This is a genomic window from Pseudomonas sp. DY-1 (genome assembly GCF_003626975.1).
Lineage (GTDB): Bacteria > Pseudomonadota > Gammaproteobacteria > Pseudomonadales > Pseudomonadaceae > Metapseudomonas.
The window spans coordinates 2,535,040-2,552,130 of record NZ_CP032616.1 but is presented as its reverse complement, the minus strand read 5'-3'; the positions used below and the strand labels follow the sequence as shown (position 1 = coordinate 2,552,130).

The following is a 17,091-nucleotide window of genomic DNA, read 5'->3' as shown; positions in this document are numbered from 1 at the left end:
CGGGCCGGTCGCTACATTGGCGATCTCTCTTTTGCGCTGGAGCCGGCAATGTCATTGCCCGACCTCAACCTGCTGGTGGCCCTGGATGTTCTGCTCGACGAGGGCAGCGTGGCCGGCGCCGCACGGCGCATGCACCTGAGTGCGCCGGCCATGAGCCGAACGCTGGCGCGCATTCGCGATGCGGTGGGCGACCCGATCCTGGTGCGTGCCGGGCGCGGCCTGGTGCCTACGCCACGCGCACTGGAACTGCGCGAACAGGTGCGTGAGCTGGTGGAGCAGGCCAGCGGACTTTTCCATTCCCGTGATGTGGACCTTTCGAGTCTTGCGCGACAGTTCAACGTGCGGACTAATGACATCTTCATGGTCTGCTATGGCGGCCGGCTGTTCGAGCTGATGCGCCAGGAAGCGCCCGGCGCGGTGCTGCGCTTCGTTCCGGAGATCGATGGCGACGACGATGCCATGCGCGCCGGCCGCATCGACCTGATCGTCGGCGCTTCCGACAAACTGACGCCCGAGATCAAGTCCCAGGGCCTGTTCGAATGCCGTTTCAACGGCCTGGTGCGCGAGGGGCATCCGATCTTCGACGCACCCATCACAGCGGAGCGCTTTGCCGCCTTCGACCAGATCAGCGTTTCGCGCCGAGGCCTGGCGCGCGGGCCCATCGACCAGGCGCTCGCTGATCGGGGGCTTTCACGCCGAGTCGGGCTGATCTCCCCGAGCTTCTTCTCGGCGGTGCTGGCCCTGCACGATTCCGATCTGATCCTCCCCATGCCCGACCCGGTGATCTCGGTGTGTGAGCGGCTCGGCCTGCCACTGCGCTCGTTTGCGATTCCCTTGCCGCTGGAATCGGTGCGGGTTCGCCAGTCCTGGCATCCGCGTTTCGACAACGATTCAGCCCATCGCTGGCTGCGCCGCCTGATCAAGCGCTGCTGCGAAGAGGGCCTGCGCAGCTAGTGGGGATACGTGCGTATAACGCACTGATTCATTCGCATAATTGCAGTTATCGGCATGGCAGGAGCACAAATAGACTCAGTCTCGTGCCTGCAATCCGGTAACCCGTCATGTCCGTTTACTCCACCTCTCGCGCCGGCGGAAAGGCGTCCAGATGAACGCCTCCCTGGCCATGCCGCTGCCGGTCGCCGGCCCTGTGGCGGCGCCTGTCGCTACTCCCTTCACCCCACGCCTGGTGGTCGGGATGCTCGGCGTCCTGCTGGCTGTCCTGGTCTCCGGCTTCAATGAAAACGTGATCAAGATCGCCCTGGCGGATATCCGCGGCGCCATGGGCATTGGTCGTGACGAAGGGACCTGGCTGGTGGCGCTCTATGCGGCGCCCTCGGTTTGCGCCATGGCCTTCGCGCCCTGGTTCGCGGTGACCTTGTCCCTGCGTCGCTTCACCCTCTGGGCCATCGCCGCCTTCATGCTGCTCGGGCTTTTGAGCCCGCTGGCGCCGAACCTGCAGAGTCTGATGTGGCTGCGCGGCCTGCAGGGGCTCGCCGGCGGAGCCTTGCCGCCGATCCTGATGACCGTGGCGCTGCGCTTCCTCCCCGCCAACATCAAGATCTACGGCCTCGCCAGCTACGCCCTCACCGCGACCTTCGGCCCCAGCCTCGGTACGCCGCTGGCCGCGTTCTGGGTGGAGTTCGTAGGTTGGCGCTGGGCCTTCTGGCAGATCGTTCCAACGAGCTTGCTGGCCATGGCCGCTGTGGCCTGGGGGTTGCCCCAGGACCCGTTGCGCCTGGAGCGTTTCCGTCAGTTCAACTGGCGGGGTCTGGCGCTTGGCTTTCCCGCGCTGTTCATGCTCGTGGTCGGCCTGGTGCAGGGCGAGCGGCTGGACTGGTTCGAGTCATCTTTGATCCGCGTCCTGCTCGGTGGCGGCAGCGTGTTGCTGGTGTTGTTCCTGCTCAACGAATGGAGGCACCCACTGCCGTTCTTCAAGCTGCAACTGCTCAAGCTGCGCAACCTCAGTTTTGCGCTGTTCACCCTGGGCGGGGTGCTGTTCGTACTGCTGGCGGCAGTGATGATTCCCTCGAACTACCTGGCCCAGGTGCAAGGCTATCGGCCGTTGCAGACCGCGCCGGTCATGCTGGTAGTGGCCTTGCCGCAACTGCTGGCGCTGCCGCTGGTGGCGGCCCTGTGCAACCTGCGCTGGGTCGATTGCCGCTGGGTGCTCGCCTGCGGCCTGGTCATGCTCGCCTGTTCCTGCTGGTTGGCTTCGCAGCTGACATCGGCCTGGATCCGCGACGATTTCTATCTGGTGCAGGCGCTGCAGATCTTCGGCCAGCCGATGGCGGTGCTGCCCCTGCTGATGTTGTCCACAGGCAGCATCAAGCCCACCGACGGACCTTTCGCCTCGGCCTGGTTCAACACGGTCAAGGGATTCGCCGCGGTGCTTGCCGGCGGCGTGCTGGAGGCGCTTGCCACCCTGCGCCTGCATCTCCATTCGACGCAACTGGTCGACCGCCTGGGCAATAACCCGCTGGTCGAGGGAGGCGTTGAAATCGCCCGCCGGCTGCATCTGCAGGCTCTGGTGCTGACATCCGCTGATCTCTATTTCTGCATGTCCGCCGTGGCGGTCGCACTGCTCCTCATCATTCCCTTCGTGCCCACGCGCATCTATCCGCCGCGCGCCCCGACCTGACCGGAGTCGATCATGAACCAATCCCGCATTCTCAAACCCGTTATCCCGGTCGCCCTGCTGGTGGGCGCCGGCCTGCTGGCCTGGGGCACCTGGCACCTGCTGGGCGAAAGCACCGACCAGTACACCAACGACGCCTTCGTTCACGCTGACTTCACCTTGGCGGCACCGAAGGTGCCAGGCTTCATCCGCGAGGTGCTGGTGGAGGACAACCAGATGGTGAAGGCCGGACAGCTGCTCGCTCGCATCGATGACCGCGACTACCGTGCCGCCCTGGAAGGCGCGCGGGCGAAAGTCGCCAGTGCCCAAGCGCAACTGGAAAATGCCGGGGCCACCCTGGAGCGGCAGGATTCGCTGATCGAACAGGCCCAGGCGACGCTGGAGGCTGACCGCGCCGAGCGTGTCTTCGCCCAGCATGAACTGGAGCGCTACCAGAAACTGGTAGGACGTGGTGCCGGCACACTGCAGGCCGCGCAGTTGGCCCGCAGCCGTTTCGACAGCGTGCTGGCGCGACAGGCCGAACACAGCGCCGCGTTGCTCGCCACGCGCAAGCAGACCGACATACTCACTGCCGAACGCGATGCTGCGCAGGCTGCACTGTCCAGCGCCCAGGCGGCATTGCGCCAGGCCGAGCTGGACCTTTCCCATACCGAGCTGCGGGCGCCCATTGATGGCATGGTCGGCCGCCGCGCCGTGCGCGTCGGCGCCTTCGTCAAACCCGGCGATGCGCTGTTGGCGGTGGTGCCGCTGGAGCGTGCCTATGTGGTGGCCAACTTCCAGGAAACCCAGCTCACTCACGTGCGCCCGGGGCAGGAGGTGGAGATCGCGGTGGATACCTTTCCCGGCGAATCCCTGCGTGGCCGTGTGGAAAGCATTGCGCCAGCAACCGGCGTGACCTTCGCCGCCATCGCGCCGGACAACGCCACCGGCAACTTCACCAAGGTGGTGCAACGCATTCCGGTGAAGGTCGTGCTGGATGCCGGCCAGCCCCTGCTTGGCCAGCTGCGCGTGGGAATGTCAGTAGAGGCGAGCATCGATACGCGCAGTGAACCCGAGGCGGTAGCCGAGGTGCCCCTGTAGGAGCGGGCTTGCCCGCGAAGCTTTTGAGCGCATCCTTTCGCGAGCAAGCTCGCTCCTACACAGACGCCAGCCTGCTGGGAAATCTGCGACAATTCCGCCCTTGCCGAAAACGACAGCAGAATCAGCGGAACCGATGAGCGAGCAATCTCCCAGCGCCGAACAACTCCTGAAACGCCTCGACCAGGCCATGGGCGCCGACCGCCATCGCCTGCGCCGACAGCTCCACGAGCTGCGCAAGCATCCGGACGACGCCAAGCTGGCGCAGTGGGCCGAGCGCTTCCAGGCTTCCATCGCGCGGGTCGAGGCGCGGCGCGCCAGTGTGCCGGTGATGCGCTACGACGACGCCCTGCCCATTGCCGCCAAACGCGACGAGATCAAGGCGGCGCTGGAAAAGCACCAGGTGCTGGTGATCGCGGGTGAAACCGGCTCGGGCAAGACGACCCAATTGCCGAAGATCTGCCTGGAAATCGGCCGTGGCACCCACGGTCTGATCGGCCACACCCAGCCACGCCGGCTGGCGGCGCGTAGCGTGGCGACACGCGTGGCGGAAGAGATCGGCAGCCCGCTCGGCGAGCTGGTGGGCTACCAGGTGCGTTTCGAGGACCAGTCCAACGAGCGCAGCCTGATCAAGCTGATGACCGACGGCATCCTGCTGGCTGAAACCCAGCATGACCGCTTTCTCGAACGCTACGACACGATCATTGTCGACGAGGCCCACGAGCGCAGCCTGAACATCGACTTCCTCCTTGGCTACCTCAAGACCCTGCTGCCACGCCGCCCGGACCTCAAGCTGATCATCACCTCGGCCACCATCGACCTGGAGCGCTTCTCGAAGCATTTTGGCGATGCCCCGATCATCGAGGTTTCCGGCCGCACCTATCCGGTGGATACCTGGTACCGGCCGCTGGCCGCCGAGGTGGACGAAGACGGCGAAGCACTGTTCGACGACCTGTCCGTGGACCAGGGCATCCTCCGTGCCCTGGACGAGATCACCGCCCATGAACGCGAAGTGGGCAAGCGCCCCGGCGACGTGCTGGTGTTCCTCCCTGGCGAACGGGAAATCCGCGATTGCGCAGAAGTGCTGCGCAAGGCCAACCTCAGGCACACCGAGGTTCTGCCGCTGTACGCGCGGCTGACGCCGGCCGAGCAACAGAAGATTTTTGCCCCCATGCCGGGCCGCAAGATCGTGCTTTCCACCAACGTCGCGGAAACGTCGCTGACGGTACCGGGCATCCGCTATGTGATCGACAGTGGCACCGCGCGCATCAGCCGCTACAGCTATCGCGCCAAGGTCCAGCGCCTGCCGGTGGAAGCGGTGTCCCAGGCCAGCGCGAACCAGCGCAAGGGCCGCTGTGGCCGTGTCGAACCGGGTATCTGCGTGCGGCTGTACAGCGAGGAGGATTTCATCTCCCGCCCGGCCTTCACCGACCCGGAGATCCTGCGCACCAACCTCGCGGCGGTGATCCTGCAGATGCTCCACCTGCGCCTGGGCGATATCGAGGCCTTCCCCTTCATCGAACCGCCGGACGGCAAGGCCATCAAGGACGGCTTCACGCTGCTGCAGGAACTCTCGGCGGTGAACCGCGAGTGCCAGCTCACGCCCATCGGCCGCCAGTTGGCGCGCCTGCCCATCGACCCGCGCCTCGGTCGCATGGTGCTGGAAGGCGTTCGCCAGGGCAGCCTGGACGAAGTGCTGGTGATCACGGCCGCGCTGTCGGTGCAGGACCCGCGTGAACGCCCCCTGGAGCGCCAGCAGGCCGCCGACCAGGCGCATGCCCAGTGGAAGGATGTGGACTCCGATTTCGCTGCCCTTATCAACCTCTGGCGCGGCTTCGAGGAACAGCGCCAGGCGCTGGGCTCCAACGCCCTGCGCACCTGGTGCCGGAAGAATTTCCTCAACTACCTGCGCCTGCGCGAATGGCGTGACGCCCACCGCCAGCTGGTGCTGATCTGCCGTGAGCTGAAGCTCTTCCCCGAGGCCGGCAGGAGCCAGCTTGCTGGCGAATCTGGCAAGGCGCGGAAGGATTCCGCCGTTCGCCAGCAAGGGGGCTCCCACAAGGAGGAGACGCCCGAACGCAGCATCGACTACGCCAAGGTGCACAAGGCGATTCTCTGCGGCCTGCTGAGCCAGATCGGCCAGAAGACCGAGGACGGCGACTACCTGGGCGCCCGCCAACGGCGTTTCTGGATCCACCCCGGTACCGCAATCGCGAAGAAGCGCCCGCAGTGGATCATGGCCGCCGAACTGGTGGAAACCACCAAGCTGTTCGCGCGCATGGTGGCCAAGATCGAACCGGACTGGCTGGAGCCACTGGCCGGTCATCTGGTGAAGAAGAATCACCTGGAGCCCCATTGGGAGAAACGTCGCGGACAGGTCGTGGCCTTCGAGCAGATCACCCTCTACGGCCTGATCATCGTTGGCCGTCGCGCTGTGCACTACGGCCCGGTGGACCCGGAGGTCTCCCGCGAGTTGTTCATTCGCGAAGGCCTGGTACGTGGCGAGATCAACAGCAAGGCGAAGTGCCTGACCGCCAACCGCCAATTGCTGGAGCGGCTGGACGAACTGGAAGCCAAGGCACGCCGCCGCGACATCCTTGCCGACGAAGAAACCCTCTTCGCCTATTACGCGGCGCGACTGCCGGCAGACCTCTACCAGACGGCCAGCTTTGATAGCTGGTATGAGCGCGAGCGGGCGAAGAATCCGAACCTGCTGATCATGCGCGAAGAAGACGTGCTGGCCCGCGAAGCCAGTGAAGTCACCGCCGCGCAGTACCCGGACAAACTACGTCTGGGCGAACTGGAACTGCCGCTGTCCTACCACTTCGAGCCCGGCCACGTCCGTGACGGCGTGACCCTGCGCGTGCCCGCGCCGCTTCTGCCGCAGCTGCCGCCGGAGCGCCTTGAGTGGTTGGTGCCCGGCCTGCTGGAAACCAAGTGCGTGGCGCTGGTGCGCAACCTGCCCAAGGCCATCCGCAAGAACTTCGTGCCGGTGCCGGACTTCGTGAAAGCGGCCTTGGCCAAATTGGTGTTCGCCCAAGGCTCGTTGCCGGAAGCGCTCGGCCGTGAGCTGCAGCGGATGACCGGTGCTCGCGTGCCGGAAGAGGCCTGGGTCGAGGCGGCTGCCCAGCTGGAAGGCCACCTGAAGATGAACCTCGAAGTGGTGGACGCCCGCGGCAAGTTCCTTGGTGAAGGCCGTGAACTGGCCGAGATCACCGCGCGCTTCGCCGAAGCCAGCCAGGCTGCCCTGGCCATTCCGCAGGCGCAGAAGGAACAGAAGCCGGTGGAAGCCAAGGGCTTCGCCCAGGTCGCGGAGAAAACCCAGCAAAAGGTCGCCGGTCTTTCCATGACGGTGTACCCGGCACTGGTAGAGGAGGGCGGCACCGTCAAGGAAAGCCGCTTCCCGACCCAGGCCGAAGCCGAGTGGCAGCATCGCCGCGCACTGCAGCGCCTATTGCTGCAGCAGCTCGGCGAAAGCGCCAAGTTCCTCCGTGGCAAGCTGCCGGGTCTTACCGAACTTGGTCTGCTGTACCGCGACATGGGACGTGTCGACGCGCTGGTGGAGGACATCCTCCTGGCCAGTCTGGACAGCTGCATCCTCGATGGCGAAGCCAACCTGCCCCGTGATGGCGCGGCCCTGGCCTCGCTCGCCGAGAAGAAACGCGGCGCCTGGGCCGAGCACGCCGAGCGGCTGGCGCGACTGACTCTGGACATCCTCAAGCTCTGGCATGCCCTGCAGAAGCGTTTCAAGGGCCGGATCGACCTGGCGCAGGCAGTGGCGCTCAACGACATCAAGGCGCAACTGGGTAATCTCGTCTATCCGGGCTTCGTTCGCGAAACCCCGGCGGAGTGGCTGAAGGAACTGCCGCGTTACCTCAAGGCCATCGAGCAGCGCTTCGACAAGATTGCCGCACAGCTGCAACGTGACCGTGTCTGGTCCGGCGAGTTGGCTGGCTACTGGGAGCAGTACCAGGCCCGCCTGGCCAAGCACGCCCAGGAGGGTAAGCGTGATCCGGAGCTGGTGCTCTATCGCTGGATGCTGGAGGAATACCGCGTATCGCTGTTCGCCCAGCAGTTGGGCACGAAGATGGCGGTATCCGATAAGCGTCTTAATAAACAGTGGAGCCAGGTAGAAGCGTGATGAGCGAGCCCTTCGAAATACGTCCGATGATCCCCGAGCAATATCGCCAGCAGACCCGGCGCATCACCCTGGTCATCGCAGGCCTGTTCATTGCCCTGGCGCTGCTGTTGTCCACTTTTTGCGTGCAGGTGTTTGGTACGCCTGGTGGCGACAATTTCCGCTGGAACCTGATTGGTGTGCTGGCCGGCCTGGCGCTCACCGTCGCCTTCGTGCGCCTTCAGCTCTGGCCACGCCCGTGGATGGCTCCGGCCGTCTACGGCTGGCAGCTCAAGCGCAATCTGATGCGCGTGACCAATGTCATGCACAAGGTCAAGGCAGGGGTGGCGGCCGGCGATCCGGCAGCGATGAAGCTGCTGCGCTTCTACCACCTGGGCCTGACACAGATGCACCAACTGGATGGCAACAGCGCCGACCTCAGCCACCATGTGCACGAGATCGACCGGCACCGAGAAGCGATGGAAGTGCAAGGACTGCCGGTGGAGCAGAACCGCCTCGATCCGGTCTGGTTGGAAGCGGTGAAGGGGTACGGCAAGTAGTTTCCAGAACCCGCTGAGCCAAGCTGCTTACCGAATTCTGCGGATATTTTTGGTTTCGCCTTCCCAGGTAAGTCCCTTTTCCAAACGTTGAAAAGGAAGCAAAAAACTTGCCCCTGCATTCGGCCCCGGCTTCGCCGGGGTTCCCTCCCTTCATCGTTGCGCCGGGGGCGCGGTGCGAGGGGGCATCCATGGCCCCACTCGCCTCTCGCGGCATCCATGCCGCTCGTCCTCCTCCGCAACGATTCCGCTCGGCCTGCTGAAGGGGCGGAGTCGCTGCCCCGCCTCTGTTGCTCACTATCAGGCACGTTTCGGCTTCAGGATGGCAAGGGCCTCGCTAGCGCGAGTCACCCTTCGCCTGGCTGCGGGAGAGGGGGCGGGCCGCGTTCGGAAGAGGGTTTCCTCAGGCTGGCGCAGATTGGCAATCGCTAACGCTGACAGGGTCGTCGCTAACGCACCCCCAATCGCAAGCTGTACTCCGCCACCGCCTTCTCGTCCGCCGCGACCCGCTCCGGCAGGAACTCGCGAAGGAACTCGACCCAGGTACGGATCTTCGCATCGAGGAACTGTCGCGACGGATAGAGCGCGTAGATGCCGAGGGGGAAGAGGCTGTGGTTGGGCAGCACGCGGACGAGGCTGCCGTCCTTCAGGCCGCTGATGGCCGAGTACACCGGCACCACGCCCACACCTATCCCGGCCCTGATGGCTTCGGTCATGGCATCGGCCGTATTCACCTGGAAGGGCGTCTGGTTGACGCTGACCATCTCCTGTCCGTCGGGGCCTTCGAACAGCCACTTGTCCAGGGACATCACATTGTTAACCAGGCGCAGGCAGCGGTGCTTCGACAGCTCCGAAGGCATGCGCGGCGCCCCATGCTTCTCGATGTAGCCGGGGGAAGCGCAAAGCACGCTGTAGGTGGTGCCGAGCTGCTTGGAAATGAAGCCCGAGTCCGGCAGTTCCTGGGCGATCACCACGGAGATGTCGTACCCCTCGTCGAGGATATCGGTGGTGCGGTTGGCCAGGGTCAGGTCGAAGCTCACGTCCGGGTACTTCTCGCTGTATCCGGCGATCGCCTTGATCAGGTAGTGCTGACCGATGCCGGTCATGGCATGCACCTTCAGGTTGCCCACCGGGCGCGCATGGGCCTCGCTGGCCTCGGCCTCGGCTTCTTCGATGTAGCCAAGGATCTGTTCGCAGCGCAGCAGGTAGCGCTGACCGGCCTCGGTCAGGGCGATGCGGCGTGTAGTGCGGTGCAGCAGGCGCGTGCGCAGGTGGGTTTCGAGAGTGGCGACTGCGCGGGAGATGTATGAGGTCGTGAGATCCATGCGCTGGGCAGCGGCGGTGAAGCTGCCGGTTTCCGCCACACAGACGAAGGCGCGCATGTTGAAGAGGATGTCCATGGAGGGTCCTGGCCCGGAAGGGAGGCAAATTTTGTCACGAAGTATGTCCCCGGATTATGGCTGATTCAGTACACAATCCTTCATCTATCCGTCGCCTTATCCTTCACCCTGGCTGCCCCTAGAATCGCCGCCGATCCAGGCCCTGTCCCTGGCTACCCAGCATTCAGGATATGCCGCAGTGCACCGCAATCCTTGGTCCGGTTTCGCCCGCGCCAGTCTGTTCGCCGCCATTTCGTTCCTCTCCGCTTGTATCGATAGTCAGGGCATAGCGCCCCAGGCAGAACGCCTGGATGCTGCCCAACTGGACCCCGGCTCGGCCATTCGGCGCGCCGAGCGTGACGCCGCCTGGCCCGACACCCAATGGTGGCGCGCCTATGGCGACCCGCAGCTGGACGCCTGGATGGAGCAGGCGCTTGCCGGCAGCCCCAGCCTGGCCATTGCCGCTGCCCGTGTGCGCAAGGCCCGGGCGCTGGCCGGGGTGGTGGAGTCCGCTGAACAGCCCCAGGTCGCCTTCGATACCAATCTGCAGCGCAAGCGCTGGCCGGCTGACAACTTCTATGGTCCCGGCGATCTTGCCCGCAGCACCAGCTGGAACAACGCCAGCCTGCTGGGCTTCTCCTACGACCTCGACCTCTGGGGCCGCGAGCGTAGCCGCAGTCACCAGGCGCTGGACTGGGCCCGAATGGCGGTGGCCGAAGGGCGCCTGGCGGCGCTGGAGCTTCAGGGCAACCTGATGCGCAGCTACGTCCGCCTGGCCCTCTTGCATGCGCAACAGGACATAGCCCAGGCCGCTCTTGCACAGCAGGAACAAATCCTGCGGTTGGCCGAACAGCGCCTGCGCGACGGTATCGGCACCCGCCTGGAAGTCAGTCGTGCCGAAGCGCCATTGCCGGAGTCCCACCGGCAGATCGACGTCCTGGATGAATCCATCGACCTTGCCCGCAACCAGCTTGCCGCCCTGGCCGGCAAGGGGCCGGGGGAGGGCGAGCACCTGCAGCGTCCGACGCTCGATCTGCAACAGCTGCCCGGCCTTCCCGCGCAACTGCCGCTGGAACTACTCGGTCGTCGACCGGACCTGGTCGCCAGCCGCTGGCAGGTGGCGGCGCAGGCGCGCGGCATCGAGGTCGCCAAGGCGGGCTTCTACCCCAACGTCAACCTGCTGGGCGGTATCGGCACCAATGCCACCCAGGGCGGCGTGCTGGATTTCCTGCGCTACGACAAGCTCACCTACAACCTTGGCCCGGCCCTCAGCCTGCCGGTGTTTGATGGTGGGCTACGCCGTGGCCAGTTGGGCGCTGCCGCCGCCGAGTACGACATTGCGGTGGAGCAGTACAACCGGACTTTGATCGGTGCGCTGCAACAGGTGGCCGATGCCCTGGTGCGCATCAGGTCGCTGCACCAGCAGCAGGCACTCGCTGCTGAAGCGGTGGCTGCCGCGCAAAAGACCTGCGACCTCGCGCTGCTGGCGCAGAAGCGCGGCCTCACCGGCTTCGACGCCGTGCTGGAAACCCAACCCGTCCTGTTCCAGCGCCAGCTCCGGCAACAGCAGGTACGCGCGGAATTGCTCGGCGCCCAGGCCGACCTGCTGCTGGCCCTTGGTGGCGGTGTGCTGCCCGAGCCCGGCGGCCCCGACGCCGCAACGCTGGCGCCGCAGGAACCTCGCCTGCGTTTTCTCCCCAAGTACTGAGGACCCGACATGGTTCGAACCTTCAACCGCGCGCTGGTCGATTGGGCGCGCAGTGACGGCCTGACCTGGGCCTTCATCTTCAAGGCCCTGCTCACCGCCTTCCTCGCCCTCTGGCTGGCCTATCGCCTGGAACTGCCGCAACCGGGCACCGTGCTGGTGACCGTGTTCATCGTCATGCAGCCGCAGAGCGGACAGGTCCTGGCCAAGAGCTTCTACCGCATCATCGGCACCTTGCTGGGGCTGGCCGTGATGGTGGCGCTGATCGCCCTGTTCAATCAGGAGCGGGTGCTGTTCATGCTCTGCCTGGCCATCTGGATCGGCCTGTGCACGGCCGGCGCCGCGCGCTACCGGGATTTCCGTGGCTACGCATGCGTACTGGCGGGCTACACGGCGGTGATGATCGGCCTGCCGGCCACCTCGCACCCGGACGATGCCTTCATGCTCGCGCTCTGGCGGGTCCTGGAGATCAGCCTGGGCATTCTTTGCACCGGCCTGGTCAACGGCCTGATCCTGCCGCAGAGCACCAGTACCGACCTGCGCAACACCTTGCATGGACGTTTCCGCGACTTCGCCGCTTTCGCCTGCGAAGGGCTGGCCGGCGGCCTCGATACCGGACGCTTTGATGCCAGCAACGCGCGCTTTGCGGCCGCCGCCGTGAATCTCGAGAACATGCGTAACGCCACCGCCTTCGAAGATCCGCACATGCGCATGCGCAGTGGGCGCCTGGCGCGCCTGAACAACGAATTCATGGTGCTTTCCACCCGTTTCCATGGCCTGCACCAGTTGCTGCGGCGCCTGGCCAACTCGCCTGCACCAGAGGTGGGAGCGAGCTCTGCTCGCGAAGGCTCGGAGTCGATGGAGTTCGCTAGCAGAGCTGGCTCCTACGGGAGCATGGTGCTCGACGCTTTGCAGCCTTGCCTCGCGGAAGTTTCACGGCTGCTCGCGCCGCTGCGTGACCGCCTGAGCAGCGAGGCTGACGCGACCCGACTCGCCATCCGCCTGGAGGCCTGCAAGCAAGAGCTGATGCAGTTGATCCGTAGCGGTCGCGCGCAGCTTGCCGTGCAGCAGCCCAGTGAAGCCCAGAGCCTGGATTACGACACGGCTGCCGAGCTGCTCTACCGCTTTGCCGATGACCTGCACAGCTACGCTCAGACCCATGCCTCGCTGTTGGATGACCACCATGCCCGCGAGCAGTGGAAAGAAAGCTTCCGACCCCGCGCCAACGCCGTGGCTGCGGCCGTGGCGGGACTGCGCAGCAGCCTGCTGATCCTGCTGCTCGGCGCCTTCTGGATGGCCACCGCCTGGCCCAGCGGCGGTACCTTCGCCATGACCATCGGCATGGTTTCGGCGCTGGCATCATCCTCGTCCAATCCTCGGCGCCTTTCACTGCAACTCACCCTGGGTGCCAGCGCGGGCGCTTGCCTGGGCATCTTCATGACTTTCCGTGTCCTGCCCGAGATCGACGGCTTCGCGTTGCTCTGCTGTGCCCTGGCGCCGGTCGTCGCGCTGGGTGCCTACCTGCTGGCGCGACCGCAACTGGCAGGTGCCGGGCTGGGCCTGCTGATCTGGTTCTGCATGAACTCCATGCCGGCCAACCAGACACTGTTCGACCCGCACCGGGTGCTCAACGAATACCTGGCCTCGGTGATTTCCATGGCGCTGGCGACCGCGGCCGCCGCGGTGCTACTGCCGCCCAACCGGCCCTGGCTGTGGCGGCGCCTGGAGCGCGACCTGCGCATGTGCGTGGTGCGTGCCGTGAGCGGTCGGATGAAGGGGCTGGTGTCCGGTTTCGAAAGCGGCACCCGCGACCTGTTGAATCAGGCCTACCTGTATTCCGCCGGACGCCCGGACGTGCAGCGCCAGTTGCTGCGCTGGATGTTCCTGGTGCAGGAAGTGGGGCATGCAGTGATCGAGATGCGCCTGGAGCAGGCGCGCCTGCCGGCGCTCTCCTGCTATGCCGAATCCATGCCCTGGCGCAATGCCATCCGTGCCATGGGCCGGGCACTGATCCGGCTGTTCATCCAGCCTTCGGAAACCAACCGCCAGCGCGCTCTGTTCGCCGTGGAACAGGCCATCGACAGCGTGCGCAGCACCGCCGAGCCATGCGCGCCGCAGTTCGAAACCTCGCCCCTGCGACGCTTGCAGAGTTACCTGCACTTCATCCGTACTTCGCTGCTGGACCCTCAGAATCCGCTGGGCGGCGATGCAGCGACGACGTATCCGCAAGGAACCGTCCATGCCGCGTGAAATCGCACTGCACGGTGTCTACCTGCCGAGCCTGACCCTTTTGTTCCTGGTGGCGTTCCTGCTCGGCTGGGCGCTGGATCGACTGTTCGCCTGGTGTGGCCTCTACCGCCACGCCTGGCACCCGGCGCTGCTCCGTGTCGGCCTGTTCACCTGCCTGTATGGCGCCCTGGCGCTGACCATCTACCGTTGAGGCTTCCATGTCCCTGAAACGAATCATCAGTGTCGGCGCGACCCTGCTCATCCTCGCGCTGGCGGTCGTGCTGGTGCGCACCCTCTGGCAGCACTACATGGACTCGCCCTGGACCCGCGACGGTCGCGTGCGCGCCGATGTGATCAACATCGCCCCGGACGTGGCCGGCCTGGTGGTGGACGTGCCGGTACGCGACAACCAGCAGGTAGAGGCCGGTGACCTGCTGTTGCGCATCGACCCGTCCCACTACGCAGTAGTAGTGGAGCAGGCCGAAGCCCTGGTGGCGGCCCGCAAGGCGGCGCTCGCCATGCGCAAGGTCAATGCCGACCGCCGCGCCGAGATGGACGACCTGGTGGTATCCCGCGAGAGCCGCGAAGACGCCGGCCACCTGGCCGCCGCCGCCCTGGCTGAATACCAGGAGGCTGTCTCCGCCCTGGATGCCGCCAAGCTCAACCTGGCGCGAACCGAAGTCCGGGCGCCGGTGGCTGGGCATATCACCAACCTCAACGTCTACAAGGGCGACTTCGCCGAGCGCGGCGAAGCCAGCATGGCCCTGGTGGACGAGCAGTCCTACTACGTCAACGGCTACTTCGAAGAGACCCGCCTGCCACGCATCAAGGTAGGGGATCTTGCCGAACTCAGGCTGATGAGCGGCGAGCGCCTCACCGGGCGAGTGGACAGCATCGCCCGTGGCATCTACGACCGCGATAACCCGGAAAGCCGCGAGCTGATCGCCGACGTGAACCCGACGTTCAACTGGGTGCGACTGGCCCAGCGGGTGCCGGTGCGCATCCACCTGGACGAGGTTCCCGAAGGCGTGCTGCTGGCTGCCGGCATGACCTGCACCGTGGTGATAGGGGAGAAGGGCGCCAGGCCGGAAACTACCGGCTGGCTCGATGGATTGCTGTTCGCACAGTAAACAGTCCTTGTTGTATCCGGCGCTGTTTGTGAAGTTTCCCGAATATTAAAATTATCCCGCCTCCCACGATGAGGCACTTGCTGCCGTAAACATCACCGAAAGGTGTTGCGCTGTACCTTCGGCCAGTTCGTGGAGAGCTGGCCGAAGTTCCAAATTCCAAGCACTCGGGAAACAATCCAATGAAAGCTCTTGCCTTGCTGGTTCTTGCCGGCATGTCTGCCTTCGCCTTGGCTGAAGAGCCGGCAGAATCCACTGTCGCCGGGGAACCCGTGATCGAGCAGTATCACTACGGGATGGAACTTGATATCGCCAAAGTTCTTTCTCGAAGTGAAATTTCCGATGTCTGCGGCGTGGTTCCGGCCTATATGACCTACGAAGATCATCAGGGCAAAGTTCATCGCCTGGAATATGTGGTTTTTGGCCAGGGTTGCAGTAACGGTTGATTGGCAGGATGTCATTCATCAAACCGAATTATCACTCTGCAAGCAGAATACCGAGCCCGCTTACCCCTCCTGCGCCTTCAGGAACAGGCGGAACAGCTCCGACTGAGACTTGATCCCCAGCTTGCTGTAGATGTGCTTGCGGTGGACCTTCACCGTCTCGGCGGAGATATCCAGCTTGCGTGCGATCTCCTTGCTCGAACAGCCGCTCAGCATCAGGCGGCCGACCTCCAGTTCGCGGGCGGTCAGGGCGCTTTCTACCTTCTGGCCGGCGGCTTCCAGCTGTTCCTGCCAAGCTGGGGCGGGTGGAGGCGGGTTGGCCATCAGCTCTTGCTCGAAAGCCAGGCGCTGGCGCATCAGACCGGCAACCCAGGGCTGGATCAGGCCGAGCAAGGCGATTTGCTCCGGGCTGAAGCGCTGCCGCGAGCCCAACGAAAGGCATAGCGTCCGCCCGCCATCGAGCGGCACGTTCAGCTGCACCTCGTCGGCTACGACGTTGAGCCGGAAGTAGCGCTGGTAGTAATCGGTCTGCTCGAAGCATTCCGGCGCCACGTCAGCGAGACGGAACAGGCCGCCGGTGTTGTGCTCGCGGCTGGCGATGTAGAAGGGGTCCAGCAGGTAAAGGCCGCGCAGGTAATCCTGGAACAGCGGGTCAGGTCCGCCATCCGCGCCCGGACATTCGGCGAGCACCTGGGGGCGTCCATGACTGAAGAGCAGGGCGACCCAGCTATCGAAAGGCACGTACTGCTCCAGCTGGCGAACCAGGGCGATCCAGAAGCCTGGGCGATCGAGCTGTTCGATCAACCGCCCGACGGACTGGTGCCAGGCGATGTCCTGCAAGGTAAGACTCATGTTTCTACCCCCGATGGGTTACCACACCCGCGTAATTACTCCAGGCCCTGTCGCGTTCCATACTCCGGACATGCCAGGGCGGGTGCAGAGCATTCTGACGTCTGCTCGCCCGCTGACAAGAACCAGGAGCACCCATGAAGGTCGAACTCGTCCAACTCGCCGGCCGTGACGGCGACACTGCCTACAACCTCGAACGTACCCTCCAGGCCATCTCCGCCTGTGCTCCGGGTACGGACCTGGTGGTTTTTCCGGAAACCCAATTGATGGGTTTCCCCACCGAAGCCAACGTCGCCGCCGTTGCCGAGCCGCTGGATGGCCCCAGCGTGCAGGCCGTCCAGCGCGCTGCGCGTGAGCGCAATGTGGCGGTGGTCGTCGGAGTGGCGGAGAACGATGCCGGAACCTTCTACAACACCACGCTGCTGATCACACCGGACGGCATCGCCCTGCGCTATCGCAAGACTCACTTGTGGGCATCGGATCGCGGCATCTTCACGCCCGGGGACCGTTACGCCACCGCGCTGTGGAAAGGCATTCGCGTCGGCATCCTGATCTGTTTCGACATCGAGTTTCCGGAGAGCGCCCGCGCCCTTGGCCAATTGGGTGCAGAGCTGATCCTGGTGACCAATGGCAACATGGACCCCTATGGCCCCACCCACCGTACCGCGATCATGGCCCGTGCCATGGAGAACCAGGCATACGCCGTGATGGTGAACCGCGTGGGCGAGGGTGATGGCAGCCTGGTGTTCGCGGGTGGCAGCGCGGTGGTCGACCCCTTCGGCCAACTGCTCTGCGAGGCCGGGCGGGAGGAGTGCCGGCAGATCGTAGAACTGGACATGACCCGACTCGAATCTGCGCGCCGCGACTATCGCTATCTGGACGAGCGCCGGTTCGTGCTGCCGGGCGAGCGTATCGACCACGCAGACGGTCGTCGCGAGCTGCTGATTTCCTGACCCCTTTGGCCGCCCCATCC

At 65.0% G+C, this 17,091-nt stretch carries 13 protein-coding genes; 11 read left to right on the top strand and 2 right to left on the bottom strand.

Annotated elements, in window-relative coordinates; all coding sequences use genetic code 11:
* The first annotated feature begins 48 nt into the window (after nucleotides 1-48).
* From D6Z43_RS12100 to D6Z43_RS12080, 5 genes are all read left to right on the top strand, one after another.
* On the top strand, nucleotides 49-954 hold the full coding sequence (locus D6Z43_RS12100; RefSeq protein ID WP_120652403.1) for a LysR family transcriptional regulator: 906 nt from the start codon (nucleotides 49-51) through the stop codon (nucleotides 952-954).
* 151 nt (nucleotides 955-1,105) lie between these two features.
* A complete protein-coding gene (locus D6Z43_RS12095) occupies nucleotides 1,106-2,638 on the top strand; it encodes an MFS transporter (RefSeq protein WP_120652402.1) in 1,533 nt (510 codons plus the stop codon).
* A gap of 12 nt (nucleotides 2,639-2,650) precedes the next feature.
* Nucleotides 2,651-3,715 carry an HlyD family secretion protein gene (locus tag D6Z43_RS12090; RefSeq protein ID WP_120652400.1) on the top strand — a complete coding sequence of 355 codons (1,065 nt, stop codon included), beginning with the start codon at nucleotides 2,651-2,653 and terminating at the stop codon, nucleotides 3,713-3,715.
* Nucleotides 3,716-3,848: 133 nt separating this feature from the next.
* A complete protein-coding gene (gene hrpA, locus D6Z43_RS12085) occupies nucleotides 3,849-7,853 on the top strand; it encodes an ATP-dependent RNA helicase HrpA (protein ID WP_120652398.1) in 4,005 nt (1,334 codons plus the stop codon).
* On the top strand, nucleotides 7,853-8,389 hold the full coding sequence (locus D6Z43_RS12080) for a DUF3087 domain-containing protein (protein WP_120652396.1): 537 nt from the start codon (nucleotides 7,853-7,855) through the stop codon (nucleotides 8,387-8,389). Before hrpA ends, D6Z43_RS12080 begins: the two co-directional genes overlap by 1 nt.
* A 446-nt stretch (nucleotides 8,390-8,835) precedes the next feature.
* Here D6Z43_RS12080 and D6Z43_RS12075 read toward each other — a convergent pair whose 3' ends face one another.
* Entirely contained in the window at nucleotides 8,836-9,786 is a 951-nt protein-coding gene (locus D6Z43_RS12075) for a LysR family transcriptional regulator (protein WP_120652394.1), read from the bottom strand.
* A 178-nt stretch (nucleotides 9,787-9,964) separates the two neighbouring features.
* Between D6Z43_RS12075 and D6Z43_RS12070 the strand changes: the two genes are divergently transcribed.
* From D6Z43_RS12070 to D6Z43_RS12050, 5 genes are all read left to right on the top strand, one after another.
* The gene (locus D6Z43_RS12070; protein WP_120652392.1) at nucleotides 9,965-11,473 is read left to right on the top strand and encodes an efflux transporter outer membrane subunit; all 1,509 of its coding nucleotides are present in this window, start codon (nucleotides 9,965-9,967) and stop codon (nucleotides 11,471-11,473) included.
* A 9-nt stretch (nucleotides 11,474-11,482) separates the two neighbouring features.
* Nucleotides 11,483-13,720, top strand: a complete 2,238-nt coding sequence (locus D6Z43_RS12065; protein ID WP_120652390.1) for an FUSC family protein — start codon at nucleotides 11,483-11,485, stop codon at nucleotides 13,718-13,720.
* Nucleotides 13,710-13,910, top strand: a complete 201-nt coding sequence (locus D6Z43_RS12060; RefSeq protein ID WP_120652388.1) for a DUF1656 domain-containing protein — start codon at nucleotides 13,710-13,712, stop codon at nucleotides 13,908-13,910. Before D6Z43_RS12065 ends, D6Z43_RS12060 begins: the two co-directional genes overlap by 11 nt.
* Before the next feature lie 7 nt (nucleotides 13,911-13,917).
* Nucleotides 13,918-14,829 (top strand): HlyD family secretion protein, encoded by a 912-nt coding sequence (locus tag D6Z43_RS12055; RefSeq protein WP_120652386.1) that lies wholly within the window; start codon nucleotides 13,918-13,920, stop codon nucleotides 14,827-14,829.
* A gap of 179 nt (nucleotides 14,830-15,008) precedes the next feature.
* On the top strand, nucleotides 15,009-15,272 hold the full coding sequence (locus tag D6Z43_RS12050; protein ID WP_120652384.1) for a DUF2790 domain-containing protein: 264 nt from the start codon (nucleotides 15,009-15,011) through the stop codon (nucleotides 15,270-15,272).
* A gap of 60 nt (nucleotides 15,273-15,332) precedes the next feature.
* Here D6Z43_RS12050 and D6Z43_RS12045 read toward each other — a convergent pair whose 3' ends face one another.
* Nucleotides 15,333-16,121, bottom strand: a complete 789-nt coding sequence (locus tag D6Z43_RS12045) for a helix-turn-helix transcriptional regulator (protein WP_120652382.1) — start codon at nucleotides 16,119-16,121, stop codon at nucleotides 15,333-15,335.
* A gap of 134 nt (nucleotides 16,122-16,255) precedes the next feature.
* On the opposite strand from D6Z43_RS12045, the gene D6Z43_RS12040 reads away from it, so the two are divergent.
* On the top strand, nucleotides 16,256-17,071 hold the full coding sequence (locus tag D6Z43_RS12040) for a carbon-nitrogen hydrolase family protein (RefSeq protein WP_120652380.1): 816 nt from the start codon (nucleotides 16,256-16,258) through the stop codon (nucleotides 17,069-17,071).
* Nucleotides 17,072-17,091: the final 20 nt, after the last annotated feature.